The following is a 16,915-nucleotide window of genomic DNA, read 5'->3' as shown; positions in this document are numbered from 1 at the left end:
AATATAGAAAAGAGGTGATTGGGTATGTGGGGGTTGAGAAAACCATTCCCGGAATTAAAAACAGAACGATTCATCCTGAGAGAGTTGGAAAACAAAGATGCACGGGACTTATTCAAGATTCTGTCGGATGACGAGGTCATGTATTATTACGGTTCTGATCCGCTGGTCACAGTGTATGAAGCCAAAAATGTCATCAGTTATTTTAAAGAACAGTTCACTCAAGGAAAAGCAATCCGGTGGGCGATTGCCGATCAACAAACGAATCAATTGATTGGAACGATTGGATTTCATAATTGGTTGACCCAGTATCACCGGGCTGAAATCGGATTTGAAGTCAGTCAGGACTATTGGCAACAAGGAGTGGCTTCGGAAGCAGCACGAGCGGTACTGACACACGGATTCGAAGATTTTGCTTTGCACCGGATCAGTGCTTTGGTTGCACCTGAAAACATTGCCTCCAATGCCTTGGTTCAAAAACTCGGTTTTCAGGCAGAAGGATTACTTGAAGACTATGCTTACAGTCATGGACGATTCATGGATTTAACGATATACCGAATGCTTGCATCGGAATGGAAAGGATGACTAGTTGAATGTCAAAACAACCACTTGTTTTATTACATGGTTTTGCCGGAGGAACAGATTATTTTAGTCGGGTTGAAGCGAGACTGCGTTTGTCATTTGATGTACTCGTACTTGCTTTACCCGGTCATGAGGGACAATCGGTCGGTCCTGATACAATTGAAGGATTTGCTGCATGGGTAATGAAGGATCTTGAACGAAGAGGTATCGAACGGCCCATTTTGATCGGTCATTCATTCGGGGGTTACATCGTCTCATCGATTGTCGAAACCTATTCGGAAAAAATCAGCGGATTTGGACTTGTCTATTCGACCGCTAAAGCAGATACAGACGACGCTAAACAAAAAAGAAATCAAAATATCAGCCGGGTTCAGGAAATCGGCGTGCGGGAATTCGTTGACGGATTAGTGCCCGGGTTGTTTGCAGAAGGAACAGATGCGATGATCGTCTCAGAAGCAAAGGAAATCGGCTACATGATGACGGTCGAAGGAGCCATTCGGGCGTTGACGGCGATGCGTGATCGAAGAGATTTGACACCAGTCTTAAGCCGGACAAGCGTTCCGGGAGTGATTATACATGGTGAGAAGGATCCGTTGATTTCAGAAGACAGTGCGTTTGCACCTCAAAACGAGCGGGTCATCAAGCGATCGACGGACAGCAGCCACATGGGTATGCTCGAGACACCGGATGCATTTTGTGAGATTCTAGAAGAAGTTTTCTCGGAAGAACATGCGTAAACGCAGTCTTGCCGATAAGCGTTCACCGCGTGGTGGGCGCTTTCTTGCTTCTTTTTGATAGGATCTGAAAACAAAAGCGTATGCGTTGCATTTTGAAACGAATTTCTGAATGATAAAAGGGGGAGGGATTAAGATGAAGATTATAGCAATTGAACCAACACCAAGTCCGAACAATATGAAGGTCATCGTCGATGAAACGTTTTCGGAGAAGGGACAAACATTTGAACATGCATTCGGTGCACCGGACCACGTCGCAAAATTACTGGAGATTCCAGGCATTAAATCAGTATATCAAGTCAGTGATTTTTTAGCTGTCGAACGGTTTCCGAAATATGATTGGCGGACGTTAGTCATCGAGATTCGTCGGTCGTTTGGTGAAATACTCAGTGATGTTGAAAGACATGAAACGGATGAGGCATTTGAGCCTGTTCATCTGTTTATCCAATTTATTTTAGGCGTACCGATGCAGCTAAAAGGAGTCAAAGGATTAGAAGAAAAACGTCACGGATTACCCGACCGGTTCCGGGAAGCCGCACTATTCGTTCAGCCTTATGTCAAAAATGTCATCAGTGACCGCCGGTGGGTTGAGCAAGCACCGCGTTACGGTGATTTGGATGAAAGTTTGGAGGAAGTGGCCCAAGAAATTGAAGTCGCGTATCCACCAGAGCGGATAGACCGTTTAAAAACCATCGCTTCTGGAGAAGAAGTGACATTTGACGGACAAGCGTTAACTTCGTCCGATTGGAAACAGCGTTTTGCAGCGCTTGACGAACTGCCAATCGAACTGGACTGGATTCCGGCCTATGCGAAGCTGCTTCAGGATGAAAAGATGCAGATCAGAAGACAAGCCGTAGTCAAACTTGGCATGTTTGAAGAAAATCGATTGGAACTATTGGACTATATTACGAATGCCTTGCATGATCCTTCAAGCAGTGTCCGACGAACTGCGGGAGATACGATTTCTGACTGGGCCTTGCCGGAGGCAGAAGTAATGATGATGGAAGCCTTGACGGATAAAAATAAACTGGTACGTTGGCGTGCGGCACGCTTTTTATTTGATGTCGGAACGGAACAATCGATTCCACGCCTAAAAGAAGCCGTACAAGATAAGGAATATGAAGTCGCGCTTCAGGCGGAACTCGCACTGGCCCGGATTGAAAGTGGGGAAGAAGCACTAGGTACGGTTTGGCAACAAATGAATCGAATGTCAGGTGAAAGTTCATAAGAACTTCAAATAAACGGTGTGCGAAGAACCATTCGACAAAATAACAAGTGAGATGTCTAGGTATATTTTCCCTTCTAACTAAGGGAAATGGGAAAAAATGAATATTATTTTGTAATGGTTTTGAAATGGAATTGAAATGTGTTGATAAAACGCCATTTTAAAGATGTATACAGCAACTATCTCGATGTTCCAAAAAATGGTTGTATTTTTTGGAATAAAGTTTTGACACGAAATGTCGAACGAGAATTTTCCGGTGTTTTTTCTGTTTTGATAAAGTGAAATCACAATAACTGATTCGAATTCAAACGGCTATTTTGGTTTGACTGACATCTGACATAACAAAGGAGATTCGGGGATATGATACTTTTTGCTGAAACAGACTTAGCGGTAGGGTACAAAGAACGCACAGCTTCAGGAGTGTTCGTGACGATTGAGACAGTGGACAGCCGGACGATTACACTTGTGGCACCTGCAACGGCAACGGACGCCATTTGCGATGAATTGTTTGTGACGGGGATCGAACAATTATTTTCTCCATCAAAAATGACAGCAACGATTCCGGTTGCTTAATTTATGAATTGAAGAGGCAGGATGAGGGCGAACCTTATCCTGCCTCTTTTTTGTGCTAAAATTGTTAAGTGAGAAGAGAGGGGGCGTTGTTTTGAAATGGATTATACGGATATCGTGTGTATGTGTCCTGACGTTGATTTTAGCCGGGTGTAACCAGCAGGAACAGGAAAAGCCAGCGACACAAGACGATGCGGTACAACCGATTGAAATCAAGGTGTCCGGCAAACTGCTCGAATCCAATACGGTTTTGGCTGTCGTGGAATTAAAGAATCCGAATGAGCAAGCATTGACTCTGACATTCCCGACATCCCAACGGTTTGAATTGAAAATCAAGGATGCGGATCAAAAAGTACTGTATACTTTTTCGCAAGAGCAGGTATTTACGCAAGCCATCGAACAAGAACGGTTTAAAGGACTGGAGACTAAACGGTACGAAGTAAAAGTCGAGCTTCCGCCTTCCAGTCATCCGACCCGGATCGAAGCGATGACCATCCGACAAGTGAAGGATCAATCGACGTCCATCACGAAAGCGGAAAGTGAGCTTTTGAACTAAGGAAGACATGATGAAAAATGAAGGAGTGTGACGGTTTCATGCAACAGGAAATCATTCAAGTGACGGGAGTCAAACCAGTCATTGACGCTGAAGAAGAGATTAAGCAACGCGTTCAATTCTTAAAAGAGTATCTTGTGCATACAGGAGCAAAAGGACTTGTTCTTGGAATCTCGGGAGGACAAGATTCTTCGTTAGCCGGTCGTCTTTGTCAAATCGCGGTTGAGGAGTTACGCAGTGAGACGAATCGCGATTATCAATTCTACGCTGTACGATTACCGTATGGTCAACAACAAGACGAGTCGGATGCCCAGCTTGCCCTGTCCTTCATCCGTCCGGATCATGCGTTACGCGTGGACATCAAGCCGGCCGTCGCTGCTTCCATGGCTTCTTTTGAACAAGCGACAGGAGACGTCTTGTCTGATTTTAGTAAAGGAAATACAAAAGCGCGGGAACGGATGAAAGTACAGTATGATATAGCGGCCCATTACGGCTGTCTCGTCGTCGGAACCGATCATGCAGCTGAATTCGTGACCGGGTTTTATACGAAACACGGAGACGGTGCTTGTGATTTGACGCCATTGACCGGTTTGAACAAGCGACAGGGAAAACAACTGTTACGTCAATTACAGGCACCTGAAGGACTGATTGAAAAGGTACCGACAGCAGATTTAGAAGATAACCAGCCGGGGTTGCCGGATGAACAAGCACTCGGCATGACGTACAATGAAATCGATGACTACTTGGAGGGGAAAACCATCTCCGCTGAAAGTCAGGCTAAACTCGAAGCTCAGTATAAACGGGTTGGCCATAAACACCATATGCCGGTTTCACCCCTGGATACGTGGTGGAAATAAGGAATGACCTGCAGACGACAGCTGAAAGTGCTGTCGTTTTTTTCGTCTAAAAAGCGGGAAAAGAGTTAAAACAAACCATTGAGTAAGAGAGCCTGACTGGAGGGAACAGAATGGAATCGATAGCAGTCGTCGGTGGTGGACTGGCAGGGTTATCCGTTGCTGCCTTGCTTGCGAAACAAGGGAAACAGGTACAACTTTATGATGCCGCGATGTTAGGCGGCAGAGCGACCTCACAACGCATTAAAGGCTATACATTCAATTACGGGGCGCATGCGATATACGGGCGTGATCAGTCCGTCTTAAAGACGATCATAAAAAATCTGAAATTAGAGATTACCTGGCTGGACTTTTCTTCGGCAAAAGCAAAATATGAATTTTCCGGTCATTTAACGGCTGCTCCCGCCAATGCAATCGGTCTCTTAAAAACAGAAGTGATAGGCGGAACGGATAAACTTCGTTTCACATGGGAAGTCGTGAAAACCGTTCTCCGGCTTGAAAAAGGGGAGCCGGAGTTGTCAATTGGTCAATGGTTGATACGGGAAAAAACGGAGGAAGATGTGTCCCGTCTGATGCTTGATCTGGCCTCCAGCAATTTTTTTACGACCGAACCGGAAAACATTCCGTCAGTCGTCTATTTTGACTATTACCGCAAACTCTTTCGGACACGAAAGCCGGTCTCCTATATCGCCGGAGGATGGCAAGTTTTAATTGATGAACTGGAACGGGTCATCCAAGAACAAGGCGGAACCATCCATCGGAAAACTAAAATCACGGCGATTGAAGAATATGAACAAGGATATCAGTTACGTGACCGGAAAAAGACCGAATGGATTGTGAACCGGGTTGTCCTGGCGCTTCCTCCCCGGGATATGCGGAAACTGGCATTGCCGGCATCCGTTCAATCCTTCATCGAACCATTTGCGCAGTACGAACCGGTGGAAGTTCTCGTATATGATGTCGGGATCAGTCCATACCTCAAAACACCGTTTTCATATGTGTACGACCGTACACATCAACTGTTCGTAACGGATCTATCCCATTACGATCCGAGTATCGCGCCGAAAGATGGTCAAGTCTTACAGGTTGTTGCTTATCTTGCCCACCCAGAAGTCGGAAATCCGGATTATCTGGCAGAAAAGGTCCAACACATTCACCGGCTCCTTGATCAACATTATCCGACATGGCAGGAACGTCTCGTCGTCGAGCGGACAATGAAACGGGCAATCGTTCAAGAAATCAAATGGAAAATGGGCCAAAGCGGATTACCTAATTTTATGCAGGACGGACCAAAGGAGACGATGGCGTTTGTCGGGGATTGGTGTGAAGGAGAAGGGCAGTTATCGGAATTATCCTTCTCGAGCGCGTTGAACGTGGCAGCGACTTGGAAATAAAAAAACACTCATTGAGCGTTTTTTTTATTTGGATAAAAGGCGAGGATGACCAAAAGCGTAAATGCAATCAAACTCATCATCGGAATCGTCAGGAAGCCAAAATAATTGACCCATTTGATGAGACAACCATTTGTACAGAGCGCTTCGCCATCCGGTAATCGTTCGAGTACGACGTGGTAGGCCGCGACTGCGAACCCGAGTAATGTATACAAGCGAAGGAAAAATCCGTCGACCGGGCGATTGCGGAACAAGGATACGAGCAGATAGATGGCGGTCGTATACATGAACAGACGTTGCCACCAACATAATGGACAAGGAATGAATCCCCGGACCTCACTGAAATACAGACTGCCTAAAGTAGCGACCGTTGAGACGATCAACATAAAATGATACCGTGACATATGTACCTTCCTCTCTAACGTGTTAAACTAATGCCATCTTATATCATGAGGAGTCGAATCATACATTGCAAGTGTCGGAAATGGAAATGTTGATTACGTTGTCAGAAGAATTGAACATGAGACGGGCAGCCGAACGTCTTTTTGTATCGCAGCCTGCCCTCAGCCAACGTTTGGTCGCAATCGAGCGGCGCTGGGCAACCAAGCTGTTCATTCGTTCATCCCGTGGGCTGAGTATTACTCCGCAAGGCGAAAAAGTCATCGGTCTCGCCAAGGAGATGAACCGGAAAGAACTGGAGCTTAAAAGTGAATTGACGGCAGAAGAGGGAGCCGTTTACGGGACACTTCGGATTGCAGTCGCGTCCATTATGGGACAATACTGGCTTCCCCGTGTTCTGAAACGATTTGTCGAACGGTATCCGCATGTCCGTGTCCAATTGGTCACAGGGTGGTCAAGTGAAATGATGCGTCATATGCTGGAAGAACATTTTCACATCGGTATCATCCGCGGAAATCCCGATTGGAAAGGCGTGAAGGAACGGCTGTTTTCCGATCCGCTGTATTTAGTCGACAGTGAACTGACGTCGTTGGAACAGTTGCGGAAGACAGAACGTCCTTTTATCCAGTTCAAGAGCGATTCGACCTATTATCAGGAAATTTTAGAATGGTGGCAGGATCGTTTTTCGAGTCCGCCGGCCCGGACGCTCGTCGTCGACCAGATTGAAACGTGTAAACAGATGGCACTTCACGGGATTGGTTTTGCCATCTTGCCGGAATCGACGATCCATGAAGCGAGTGAAGTGATGCAGATTCCGCTCAAAACGTCATCCGGTAAAATTTTAAAGCGGGACACGTGGATTCTATCAACGGAGTCGATGCTTGAATTAAAACAAGTCCAAGCGTTTTGGGACATTGTCAAAGAAGAAGGAGGAAGTCAGTCAGATGGAATACGCAATTGAAATGCGCCGAGAACTTCATAAAATACCGGAACCTGGTTTTAAGGAGTTTAAAACGCAAGCATTTATCCTTGATCAAATCCGATCATACCCGGAAGATCGGGTCAGTTACGATACATTCGAAACAGGAGTATTTGTCCGTGTGAAAGGATTAACCGGAAATCGGACGATTGGATACCGGGCGGATATCGACGGATTACCGATTGAAGAAGCAACGGGACTGCCATTTTGTTCCGAGCATCCGGGGTTCATGCACGCCTGCGGCCATGATGTGCATGCATCAATTGCCCTCGGTCTGTTACGCCGAATCGTTGAACTGCCGGTCATGGATGATGTCGTTTTCCTGTTCCAACCAGCTGAAGAAGGTCCGGGTGGGGCAGAACCGATGATTAAAAGTCCGCTGTTTGAAAAATATCGTCCGAGTGAGATGTATGGTCTGCATGTCGCACCGGAGTATCCGGTCGGAACGATTGCCAGCCGTCCGGGTGTCTTGTTTGCGAGTGCACGGGAAGTTCATATCACGATTTATGGACAGAGCGGTCATGCTGCGTTCCCCCATTTGACGATTGATACAGTCGTTGCGCAGGCAGCGTTAATCATGCAGCTGCAGACGATTGTCAGCCGCTCGATCAATCCAATGAACTGCAGTGTCATCACGATCGGGAAAGTAGATGCAGGAATTCGGGAGAATGTCATTGCCGGTCGGGCGTTACTCGACGGAACGATGCGGGCGCTTAACGGAACAGATATGGAAAAGTTAGAGCAACGTGTCCGGGATATCATCCGCGGCATCGAAGCTTCATTCGGCGTCAAAATCGATCTGCAGTTCGGAAATCGGTATTATGAAGTCGTCAACGATCAACGCGTCGTTGATAAATTCTCATCCTTCGTCAAAATGAATGCGAATTACATTGAGTGTGATGCTGCCATGACGGGAGAAGATTTTGGTTTCATGTTAAAAGAAATTCCCGGCATGATGTTTTGGCTCGGGGTGAATAATGCAACATCCGGATTACATCAACCGACCTTGAATCCGGACGAAGAAGCCATCCCCTTCGTCATCAATTTACTGGATCATTATTTCCGCGAATACGTCTAAATAAAAGACGTGACAATCGGCTCTTTATTCATGAAAAAATGGATAAAGGGCTTTCATTTTATAGAAGAGAACAGTTTTCGAACGTTTTGTGAAATAAATCACGAGTATATGTGAACAATTTGTTACATCAAACATTTAAAACAGACACAAATGATTATGTTCTCTATGATACGGATATAAACAATATATAGAAGTACGTCTAGAAAGAGGGGGCTATACACATGTTCAATGATCCAGTCATGCTCAGTCGATTATTGACAGGGCTCACATTAGCATTCCACATCATCTTTGCGACGATTGGGGTAGGGGTTCCATTGATGGTACTCGCAGCTGAGTACATCGGTATTAAACGAAAAGATTCAGACTATATTCTTTTGGCACGTCGCTGGACGCGCGGTTATATCGTAACTGTAGCGGTAGGTGTCGTAACAGGAACAGCGATTGGTCTACAATTGTCGCTCTTATGGCCTTCCTTGATGCAAGTAGCCGGTCAAACGATTGCCTTACCGTTGTTCATGGAAACTTTCGCCTTCTTCTTTGAAGCGATTTTCCTCGGTATTTATCTCTACACATGGGACCGGTTTAAAAATCCATGGTTACACTGGTTAATCGGGATTCCCGTCGTCATCGGGGCGACATTATCTGCTTTCTTCATCACGACGGTCAACTCATTCATGAACTCGCCGGAAGGATTCAAAATCGTTAACGGAACGTTGACGCAAATCGAACCGTTGAAAGCGATGTTCAACACGGCGACACCAACGAAAGCAACGCACGTCATCGTATCCGCTTACTTGACGGTTGCCTTCATCTTGGCAGCAATCGCAGCGTTTCATCTGTTGCGCAAGAAAACTTTGTCGGCGGCAGAAACGGCTTATCACAAAAAAGCACTTCGCTTAACCGTCATGGCCGGCTTAATCTTTGCCTTCTCGACAGCATTGGTCGGTGATTTCTCCGGGAAATACCTGGCGAAATACCAACCTGAAAAACTCGCAGCGGCAGAATGGCATTTTGAAACGACAAACGAAGCCGAATTGATTTTCGGTGGTATTTTGGATGAACAGGCGGACGGCAGCTATGAAATTAAAGGTGCTGTCAAGATTCCGTATGCTTTATCCATTCTCGCAGGGGGAGCACCGGATACAGAGGTCATCGGTTTGAATGAATTCGCCAAAGAAGATCAGGCACCTCTGTTTGTCCACTATTTCTTCGATATCATGGTATCGATTGGCATGTACCTGGCTGCCATCTCAGCCTTGTTCATCTTGGCATTCCGACTCAAAAAGTTGAACCCGTACAACAAATGGTTACTGCGCGGTATTTTCATCGGTGGACCGCTTGCCATCGTCTCGATCGAAGCAGGATGGATGTATGCGGAAATCGGACGTCAGCCTTGGACGCTCTATGGTATTATGAGAACGGCTGATGCAGCGACGACTTCGACGGCTGTCGGACCGATGTTGATTTTATTCAGTTTACTTTATCTGTTGCTCGGAACGATTTGTACAGTCGTCTTGCTCCGGATGTTTAAAAATAATCCAGTCGGCAAAGAACTCGCGGACGATCATCACACACGTGGTGAAGCGATGTTTGCGGACGACAACAAATAAGGAGGGAACGAGTTGGACATTCAAACACTTGGAATAACCGTACTTTGGACGTTCCTTTATGGATATCTCATCGTTGCCTCAATTGACTTCGGTGCCGGTTTTTACGCGTTTTATTCAAAATATACGAAACGGGATCATCTGACGAACCGTTTGATTCTCCGTTATCTTTCTCCGGTCTGGGAAGTGACGAACGTCTTCTTCGTCTTCTTCTTCGTCGGACTTGTCGGATTCTTTCCGGATACGGCATATTATTACGGAACAGCTTTACTTGTTCCGGCTTCGATCGTGTTGGTATTGATTGCAATTCGCGGTAGCTTTTACGCATTTGCCAACTATGGTTCGAACGACAGCATGTTCTATACGTTCTTATACGGTGCGACAGGATTGCTGATTCCGGCAGCGATGTCGACGACACTGACAATCAGTCAGGGCGGTTTTATCCGGAAAACAAATGAGACAGTCGAATTCCTTGGGACGAAGCTGTTCACGAACTTTTATTCTTGGACGGTCGTTGCGCTTGCCATCGTATCGGTTCTTTATATCAGCGCGATGTTCCTGTTGTTCTATGCGGATAAAGCAAAGGATGAGAATGCAACACCATTGATTCGGAAATGGGCATTGTTCTGGAGTATTCCGACAATTGTTGTCTGTGCATTAGTCTTCTTCGGACTGAAGAATCAGGCAGCGTGGCATTATGAAAATATTTTAAACGGCAACTGGTGGTGGTTCGCAGCAAGTTTCCTATTCTTCTGCGTTGCTGTCACACTTGTTTACTTGAAGAAAAACTACGGGATTGCTTTCATCGCCGTGATGGCGCAATACGGTGTTGCCTGGTTCGGATACGGATACACACACCTTCCGTACATTCTTTATCCGTACATCGATATCAATAAAGCGGTCGTTAACGAAACGATGGCTACGGCACTTGTCGTCGTCTTCATCTTCGGACTGATGTTATTGATCCCTGCACTGTATTTGATTTTACGGTTGTTCCTGTTTGACAACGATTATGTCAGCGGGAAAAAAGCAAAATAAGTAGAACGTCTATCACGTAATCAGTTCGAGGCTGACTCAAAAGTCGGTTTCTCCAAAGAAAAGGGCGGCAGATTCAATTCTGCCGCTCTTTTCTTGTTTAATGTAGAACTCACGTACTTACGAGACTCCTACAGGAAATGGCGTGAAAGATCAAATGATTTCTTTTGGAGTCGACCCCTTTTTTTGATTAGATTTGTCGGTCGTTTTAAGGTGGGGAGAACCGAAAACTGTATTGTAAAAGCGTTCATAGTAATTTAGAAGTGAATCGGGTACACTACTACTGAAGCAGAAATGTGAAGGAGAGTTGAACATGAATGGAGAGTTTGCGGTAATCGGTTTAGGGCGTTTCGGGGGATCGATTGTTCGAGAGTTGTCGAAAAACGGATATGATGTTTTGGCGATTGATTCGGATGAAGAACGTGTGAATGAATATATGGGGATTGCGACGCATTCCGTCATTGCAGATACGACGGATGAGAACGTTCTAAAGAGTCTCGGAATCCGTAATTTTGATCATGTCATCGTTGCGATCGGGGAAAACATCCAAGCATCGATTTTGACGACTTTAATTTTAAAAGAACTGGGTGTCCAGTCGATTACGGTCAAGGCGACGAATGATTACCATGAAAAAGTGTTGCGTAAAATTGGTGCGGACTTCATCGTCCACCCCGAGCGGGACATGGGGGTCCGGATTGCCAACGGATTGATGAGTTCGAATATTTTAGATTATCTCGATTTATCACAAGAGTTCTCGATTGTCGAAATCAAAGTCAGTGACCGGATGGCGAACCAGACTTTGATTGATCTGGATTTACGAAGCAAGTACGGTGCGAACGTTGTTGCCATCAAGCGGGGCGAGAACGTCATGATTTCCTTACAAGCGGATGAATTGATTGAAAAAGGGGATTACCTCGTCGTCATTGGAGAAAACGATGACTTGGACCGCTTGGAGCGCGCCATTCATAAAGTGAAAAATTAATATCAAAAAAGGCTGAGGAATGATTCCTCGGCCTTTTGAGTAGTTAAATGAGTTGAAATTCCTTGAGACCGTGTTCGATGCCGTCTTCGAGAATATGTTTAGTGACGAAATCGGCGGCTGCTTTTGTTTCTGCAAGACCATTGCCCATCGCGATGCCGGTTCCGACATAACGCAACATTTCTAAATCATTTAACGCATCTCCGAAAGCAAACGTATCTTCGCGCCGGATATTGGTCAGCTTCAGAAATTGTTTGATGCCGTCCGCTTTGGATGAACCGACATTAATGACGTCCATTGCGTTCGGATGCCAGCGGATGAAGTCGAAGGCCTGATAGTTCTGAGTGTACTCGGCTTCTTCTTCAGCAGTACAATAGACAAGCGTCTGGAAGACATCATGTGTCGTAAACGCCTGGTCATTAAAAGCCGGTAAAGGAATATCCAGTTCGCCAAGTGACTCTTGGACTAACTGATCCGACGGTTTCGTTGAAAACCCCTGTGTTTCACCTAGATAAACAAGCGTATGACCATTTTTATGGGCCCGCTCTGTCAAATGCTTAAGATCTGCAATCGGTTGCGGACGTCTGTAAATGACCTCGTTCTGATGCACGACGATTTGACCATTGTACCCAATGATCGTATCGATATTGAGTAATTCGCGGACACCGGATAACATCGCCGGACCGCGTCCGGTTGCGATAGCTACATAGACACCATTTGCTTGTAATTGTTTAATTGCCTGTTTGGTCGACTCGGGAACAAAATGACCATCGTGAAGTAAGGTTCCATCGATATCGAAAAAGACGACTTTCTGATTTGCCATGGTTTCACCTTCTCTTTTTAATTGGCTGTTCAGCCGGATACATGTGGAATTATAGCACAGCGTTAACGTTTACGCCGACCTTGGATTAGGAATAGGATGAAAAAATAGTAGGATATCGTGTATACTAATCTAAGGACAAAAAACAATGGACTGATAAGGAGTTGCTAAACATGATTTTTAAAGTATTTTATCAACCGCTTCGTTCAGAAGCCCCGGTACGGGAACGGACAGAAGTGATGTATGTTGAGGGAGAGAACATTCGTGAAGTGCGAACAGCGATTGACCACCTCATCAAAGAAATTAACGTCGAATTCATCCGTGAGTTAAGCGGCGAATTCCTTGAATATGAAAAACTAAGCCCAGACTATAAGGTTGAAACGTTCGCATGAAGTTCGTTAAAAACCATCAAGCAGCCGTTTTCGCACTCGGCGGCTTAGGAGAGATCGGGAAGAACACATACGTCGTTCAATTTCAGGATGAGATCATCGTCATCGATGCCGGTGTCATGTTCCCTGAAGATGAACTGCTTGGAATCGACTATGTCATTCCAGATTACACATACTTGATCAAAAACAAGGACAAGGTAAAAGGTGTCTTCATCACTCACGGTCACGAAGACCACATCGGGGGATTGCCGTTTTTACTCAAACAAGTCAACTTACCGATTTATGCCGGAAAGATTGCACTTGGTCTCATTAAAGTAAAACTCGAAGAACACGGTTTATTGCGGACGGCCGAGTTGCATGAAATTGATGAAGATTCAATCATCAAATTCCGGAAGACGAGTATTTCATTTTTCCGGACGACTCACTCGATTCCAAACTCGTTCGGAGTTGTCGTCAAGACACCACAAGGTAACATCGTCCATACCGGCGACTTTAAGTTCGATTTTACACCCGTCGGAGAACCGGCTGATTTAACAAAAATGGCGGAACTCGGCAAGGAAGGTGTTCTCTGTCTATTGTCTGACTCGACGAATGCCGAGATTGAAGGCTTTACGATGAGTGAACGTGTCGTCGGAGATACGATTTCAAACATCTTCCGTAAAGCAGAGGGGCGGATCATCTTCGCGACTTTTGCCTCGAACATCTATCGCTTGCAACAAGTCGTCAATGCATCAGTCGAAGCCGGACGCAAAATCGTCGTCTTCGGTCGGAGCATGGATAAAGTCATGATGATTGGTCAGGAGCTTGATTTCATCAAAGCACCAAAGGGCACAATCATTGAACCGAACGAGATGAAACGGTACAAGTCAAATGAACTGACGATTCTTTGTACAGGTTCGCAAGGGGAGCCGATGGCAGCCCTTAGCCGGATCGCCAACGGAACACACCGTCAGATTTCCATCATTCCGGATGATTTGGTCATCTTCTCGTCTTCTCCGATTCCAGGAAACGTTGTTTCCGTCGGGAAAACGATTAACCAATTGTATAAAGCCGGTGCAGATGTCATGTACGGTAAATTGAATGACATCCATACATCAGGTCACGGCAGCCAACAGGAACAGTTGTTGATGCTCCGTCTCTTGCAACCTAAATACTTCATGCCAATCCACGGAGAGTACCGCATGTTGAAAAAACACATGTCACTTGCGATGGATGCCGGTGTGCCGGAAGAAAACTGTTTCGTCATGGACAACGGTGAAGTTCTGGCACTCGATGCCAATGCAGCCGCCATTACGGGTAAAATCCAAGCGAATGCCGTCTATGTAGATGGAAAAGGAATTGGAGATATTGGTAATATCGTCCTGCGTGACAGACGGATTCTTTCAGAAGAAGGACTGGTCGTCGTCGTCGTCACACTTGATTCTAAAACGAATCGTCTTGTTTCAGGACCGGACATCATTTCGCGCGGATTCGTGTACATGCGTGAATCCGGTAACCTGATCAAGGATGCGGAACGTCTGTTGAAACGTTCGCTTGAGCAATCTTTAGCGAACCGAAACACAAAATGGACGGATATCAAGCAAGTCATCAACGATACATTGACACCGTACCTGACTGAAAAAACACAACGTCATCCAATGATCATGCCGATCATCATGGAAGTATAAACAAAAAAGACATTTCCTTATTCTGGAAATGTCTTTTTTGTTACTTCATTCTTATTTTAGAGAGACGAACCATACTCCTTGAAGGGTTCTTTCGGATCGATTCGATCGTAAAACATGATCCCATCCAAATGATCATATTCATGTTGGCAAACGACGGCCTTTAATCCTTTTAATCTTAATTTTACAGGATTTCCGTTATGATCGATGCCAGACAGGGTAATACGCATATAGCGCGGCACATGACCTTCGACTTCCCGGTCAACGGACAAACAACCTTCTCCGCCGGCAAGATACGTTTGTTCAACGGAATGACTGACGATTTTAGGATTATAAATCCCGAACTCGAGAATGTCGTCCCCGTCTTGCAGACGAATGGCAAACATTCGTTTATTGACTCCGATTTGTGGAGCCGCCAGTCCAATCCCGCTACGTAAATCATATTTTTCGGCTAATTCATCGTCTTGACTGTTGGCGAGATATTCCATCATCAGACGCATCGTTTCCTTATCTTCCTCACTGAGAGGGAAGGTAACGTCGACAGAACGTTCGTGAAGCGAAGGGACATCTTCCCGAACGATCTCATTCATGGTAATCATGAACAGCACCCCTTTCATCTAAAAAAATTATAGCATATCAAAGGAGGAATATTAATAACTAACACAGTTGTGAATTGATGAATAGTACAGAAGTAAAGGCGTTCTTCATATGTGATGTCATTCACAAGAACATCCGCTAAAAAAAATAAAACATTTTCTTTGATTTTATAGGTGTTACAGTTTTATACTTGTAACGTAATGAACAAGACATGCTTGCGTGTCTCTTCATGTTAATACAGTTTACTCAACTGGATAGGTACACAGATATATGTTCAAGAAAAGGTCATACGGGACTTCATTTTTTGAACACTATTGGTATGTAGCAAGTCAGTAAGAGGAATATTTCGCTGAACACAGTGAAAGGATGAGGTGAAAAGATGAACTTAAACATGTTTAAAAACGTGGAAGAAAACTTTGAAACATTCCGCATTCTGGATGAGAAAGGTGAAGTCGTCAACAAAGACGCTATGCCGGACCTCTCAGATGAAGAACTTACGGAATTAATGCGTCGTCTCGTTTACACACGTATCTGGGACCAACGTGCAATCTCACTCAACCGTCAAGGACGTCTTGGTTTCTACGCGCCAGTCGCTGGACAAGAAGCGTCAATGATCGGTTCACAATTTGCTTTAGATAAAGATGACTGGATTCTTCCAGGATACCGTGATATCCCGCAAATGGTTTTCCATGGTTTCCCGCTTTACAAAGCATTCTTGTTCTCACGCGGACACATCACAGGCGGTAAGATTCCTGAGGGTGTTAACGTCTTAATGCCGCAAATCATCATCGGTGCACAAATCGTGCAAGCTGCCGGTGTTGCACTCGGCCTTAAGAAAAGTGGAAAAGAACAAGTCGCAATCACGTACACAGGTGATGGCGGATCGTCACAAGGTGACTTCTACGAAGGTATGAACTTTGCCGGAGCATTCAAAGCACCTGCGATCTTCGTTGTCCAAAACAACCGTTTTGCGATTTCTACACCGGTTGAAAAACAATCGATGGCGAAAACAATCGCTCAAAAAGCTGTTGCAGCCGGAATCAACGGAATCCAAGTTGACGGAATGGACGTTCTTGCCGTCTACGCAGCAACAAAACAAGCTCGTGTTGAAGCACTGAACGGTGTTCCGACATTGATCGAAACGCTCACATACCGTTACGGACCGCATACGCTCGCTGGAGATGATCCAACACGTTACCGTACAAAAGATATGGATGATGAGTACCAAGCACAAGATCCACTCGTTCGTTTCCGTGCGTTCATGGAAACAAAAGGTCTTTGGAACGAAGACAAAGAGAACGAAGTCATTGAACAAGCGAAAGCGGATGTAAAAGAAGCACTCGCTCAAGCAGATAAAGAACCAAAACAAAAAGTAACAGACTTCATCAACGTGATGGCTGAAAAGTTACCACAAAACCTGCAAGAGCAGCTTGATGAGTATACAGCAAAGGAGTCGAAATAA

Annotated in this window: 18 protein-coding genes; 15 read left to right on the top strand and 3 right to left on the bottom strand. The window is 45.3% G+C overall.

The window, feature by feature from the left end; translation table 11 throughout:
* Positions 1 to 24 precede the first annotated feature (24 nt).
* From EXIG_RS10380 to EXIG_RS10350, 7 genes are all read left to right on the top strand, one after another.
* Positions 25 to 582, top strand: a complete 558-nt coding sequence (locus tag EXIG_RS10380; protein ID WP_012370898.1) for a GNAT family N-acetyltransferase — start codon at positions 25 to 27, stop codon at positions 580 to 582.
* A gap of 8 nt (positions 583 to 590) precedes the next feature.
* The gene (locus tag EXIG_RS10375) at positions 591 to 1,316 is read left to right on the top strand and encodes an alpha/beta fold hydrolase (protein WP_012370897.1); all 726 of its coding nucleotides are present in this window, start codon (positions 591 to 593) and stop codon (positions 1,314 to 1,316) included.
* Between the two features lie 133 nt (positions 1,317 to 1,449).
* The gene (locus EXIG_RS10370; protein WP_012370896.1) at positions 1,450 to 2,541 is read left to right on the top strand and encodes a virulence factor; all 1,092 of its coding nucleotides are present in this window, start codon (positions 1,450 to 1,452) and stop codon (positions 2,539 to 2,541) included.
* A 357-nt stretch (positions 2,542 to 2,898) separates the two neighbouring features.
* Positions 2,899 to 3,111, top strand: coding sequence for a hypothetical protein (locus EXIG_RS10365; RefSeq protein ID WP_012370895.1), 213 nt, complete (start codon positions 2,899 to 2,901; stop codon positions 3,109 to 3,111).
* Between the two features lie 91 nt (positions 3,112 to 3,202).
* The gene (locus EXIG_RS10360) at positions 3,203 to 3,664 is read left to right on the top strand and encodes a BsuPI-related putative proteinase inhibitor (protein WP_012370894.1); all 462 of its coding nucleotides are present in this window, start codon (positions 3,203 to 3,205) and stop codon (positions 3,662 to 3,664) included.
* Between the two features lie 38 nt (positions 3,665 to 3,702).
* Positions 3,703 to 4,518, top strand: coding sequence for an NAD(+) synthase (nadE, locus tag EXIG_RS10355; protein WP_012370893.1), 816 nt, complete (start codon positions 3,703 to 3,705; stop codon positions 4,516 to 4,518).
* Between the two features lie 110 nt (positions 4,519 to 4,628).
* Positions 4,629 to 5,909 carry a protoporphyrinogen/coproporphyrinogen oxidase gene (locus tag EXIG_RS10350; protein WP_012370892.1) on the top strand — a complete coding sequence of 427 codons (1,281 nt, stop codon included), beginning with the start codon at positions 4,629 to 4,631 and terminating at the stop codon, positions 5,907 to 5,909.
* 8 nt (positions 5,910 to 5,917) lie between these two features.
* Here EXIG_RS10350 and EXIG_RS10345 read toward each other — a convergent pair whose 3' ends face one another.
* Positions 5,918 to 6,310: a disulfide bond formation protein B gene (locus EXIG_RS10345; protein ID WP_012370891.1), complete on the bottom strand. Its 393-nt coding sequence runs from the start codon at positions 6,308 to 6,310 to the stop codon at positions 5,918 to 5,920.
* 65 nt (positions 6,311 to 6,375) lie between these two features.
* On the opposite strand from EXIG_RS10345, the gene ccpC reads away from it, so the two are divergent.
* The 5 genes from ccpC (at position 6,376) to EXIG_RS10320 (ending at position 11,986) form a co-directional block, all read left to right on the top strand.
* Positions 6,376 to 7,266 carry a transcriptional regulator CcpC gene (ccpC, locus tag EXIG_RS10340; protein WP_012370890.1) on the top strand — a complete coding sequence of 297 codons (891 nt, stop codon included), beginning with the start codon at positions 6,376 to 6,378 and terminating at the stop codon, positions 7,264 to 7,266.
* Positions 7,250 to 8,362: an N-acetyldiaminopimelate deacetylase gene (locus EXIG_RS10335; RefSeq protein WP_012370889.1), complete on the top strand. Its 1,113-nt coding sequence runs from the start codon at positions 7,250 to 7,252 to the stop codon at positions 8,360 to 8,362. The genes ccpC and EXIG_RS10335 overlap by 17 nt, the downstream gene beginning before the upstream one ends.
* A gap of 221 nt (positions 8,363 to 8,583) precedes the next feature.
* Positions 8,584 to 9,972, top strand: coding sequence for a cytochrome ubiquinol oxidase subunit I (locus EXIG_RS10330; RefSeq protein WP_012370888.1), 1,389 nt, complete (start codon positions 8,584 to 8,586; stop codon positions 9,970 to 9,972).
* Between the two features lie 12 nt (positions 9,973 to 9,984).
* On the top strand, positions 9,985 to 11,007 hold the full coding sequence (locus EXIG_RS10325) for a cytochrome d ubiquinol oxidase subunit II (protein WP_012370887.1): 1,023 nt from the start codon (positions 9,985 to 9,987) through the stop codon (positions 11,005 to 11,007).
* A gap of 310 nt (positions 11,008 to 11,317) precedes the next feature.
* Positions 11,318 to 11,986 (top strand): potassium channel family protein, encoded by a 669-nt coding sequence (locus EXIG_RS10320; protein ID WP_012370886.1) that lies wholly within the window; start codon positions 11,318 to 11,320, stop codon positions 11,984 to 11,986.
* A gap of 43 nt (positions 11,987 to 12,029) precedes the next feature.
* On the opposite strand, the gene EXIG_RS10315 is transcribed toward EXIG_RS10320, so the two are convergent.
* Complete coding sequence (locus EXIG_RS10315) at positions 12,030 to 12,806, bottom strand: Cof-type HAD-IIB family hydrolase (protein ID WP_012370885.1); 777 nt, start codon at positions 12,804 to 12,806, stop codon at positions 12,030 to 12,032.
* A gap of 170 nt (positions 12,807 to 12,976) precedes the next feature.
* Here EXIG_RS10315 and EXIG_RS10310 point away from each other — a divergent pair, with 170 nt between their 5' ends.
* Together EXIG_RS10310 and rnjA are read left to right on the top strand one after the other, a co-directional pair.
* A complete protein-coding gene (locus EXIG_RS10310; RefSeq protein ID WP_012370884.1) occupies positions 12,977 to 13,195 on the top strand; it encodes a DNA-directed RNA polymerase subunit epsilon in 219 nt (72 codons plus the stop codon).
* A complete protein-coding gene (rnjA, locus tag EXIG_RS10305; protein ID WP_012370883.1) occupies positions 13,192 to 14,859 on the top strand; it encodes a ribonuclease J1 in 1,668 nt (555 codons plus the stop codon). Before EXIG_RS10310 ends, rnjA begins: the two co-directional genes overlap by 4 nt.
* A gap of 56 nt (positions 14,860 to 14,915) precedes the next feature.
* Here the strand turns inward: rnjA and def are convergent, their stop codons facing one another.
* Positions 14,916 to 15,455 (bottom strand): peptide deformylase, encoded by a 540-nt coding sequence (def, locus tag EXIG_RS10300; RefSeq protein WP_012370882.1) that lies wholly within the window; start codon positions 15,453 to 15,455, stop codon positions 14,916 to 14,918.
* A 377-nt stretch (positions 15,456 to 15,832) separates the two neighbouring features.
* On the opposite strand from def, the gene pdhA reads away from it, so the two are divergent.
* Positions 15,833 to 16,915 (top strand): pyruvate dehydrogenase (acetyl-transferring) E1 component subunit alpha, encoded by a 1,083-nt coding sequence (gene pdhA, locus EXIG_RS10295; protein WP_012370881.1) that lies wholly within the window; start codon positions 15,833 to 15,835, stop codon positions 16,913 to 16,915.

The organism is Exiguobacterium artemiae 255-15 (assembly GCF_000019905.1).
Classification (GTDB): Bacteria; Bacillota; Bacilli; order Exiguobacteriales; family Exiguobacteriaceae; genus Exiguobacterium_A; species Exiguobacterium_A artemiae.
Note: the sequence above shows the minus strand (reverse complement) of the source record. Positions and strands in the feature narration are given on the sequence as shown.

Excerpts from the sequence above, each read along its gene's own strand:
- EXIG_RS10380 (WP_012370898.1), top strand. The coding sequence starts at position 25 with ATGTGGGGGTTGAGAAAACCATTCCCGGAATTAAAAACAGAACGATTC.
- EXIG_RS10375 (WP_012370897.1), top strand. The coding sequence starts at position 591 with ATGTCAAAACAACCACTTGTTTTATTACATGGTTTTGCCGGAGGAACA.
- EXIG_RS10370 (WP_012370896.1), top strand. The coding sequence starts at position 1,450 with ATGAAGATTATAGCAATTGAACCAACACCAAGTCCGAACAATATGAAG.
- EXIG_RS10365 (WP_012370895.1), top strand. The coding sequence starts at position 2,899 with ATGATACTTTTTGCTGAAACAGACTTAGCGGTAGGGTACAAAGAACGC.
- nadE (WP_012370893.1), top strand. The coding sequence starts at position 3,703 with ATGCAACAGGAAATCATTCAAGTGACGGGAGTCAAACCAGTCATTGAC.
- EXIG_RS10350 (WP_012370892.1), top strand. The coding sequence starts at position 4,629 with ATGGAATCGATAGCAGTCGTCGGTGGTGGACTGGCAGGGTTATCCGTT.
- EXIG_RS10345 (WP_012370891.1), bottom strand. The coding sequence starts at position 6,310 with ATGTCACGGTATCATTTTATGTTGATCGTCTCAACGGTCGCTACTTTA.
- EXIG_RS10335 (WP_012370889.1), top strand. The coding sequence starts at position 7,250 with ATGGAATACGCAATTGAAATGCGCCGAGAACTTCATAAAATACCGGAA.
- EXIG_RS10330 (WP_012370888.1), top strand. The coding sequence starts at position 8,584 with ATGTTCAATGATCCAGTCATGCTCAGTCGATTATTGACAGGGCTCACA.
- EXIG_RS10320 (WP_012370886.1), top strand. The coding sequence starts at position 11,318 with ATGAATGGAGAGTTTGCGGTAATCGGTTTAGGGCGTTTCGGGGGATCG.
- EXIG_RS10315 (WP_012370885.1), bottom strand. The coding sequence starts at position 12,806 with ATGGCAAATCAGAAAGTCGTCTTTTTCGATATCGATGGAACCTTACTT.
- EXIG_RS10310 (WP_012370884.1), top strand. The coding sequence starts at position 12,977 with ATGATTTTTAAAGTATTTTATCAACCGCTTCGTTCAGAAGCCCCGGTA.
- rnjA (WP_012370883.1), top strand. The coding sequence starts at position 13,192 with ATGAAGTTCGTTAAAAACCATCAAGCAGCCGTTTTCGCACTCGGCGGC.
- def (WP_012370882.1), bottom strand. The coding sequence starts at position 15,455 with ATGATTACCATGAATGAGATCGTTCGGGAAGATGTCCCTTCGCTTCAC.
- pdhA (WP_012370881.1), top strand. The coding sequence starts at position 15,833 with ATGAACTTAAACATGTTTAAAAACGTGGAAGAAAACTTTGAAACATTC.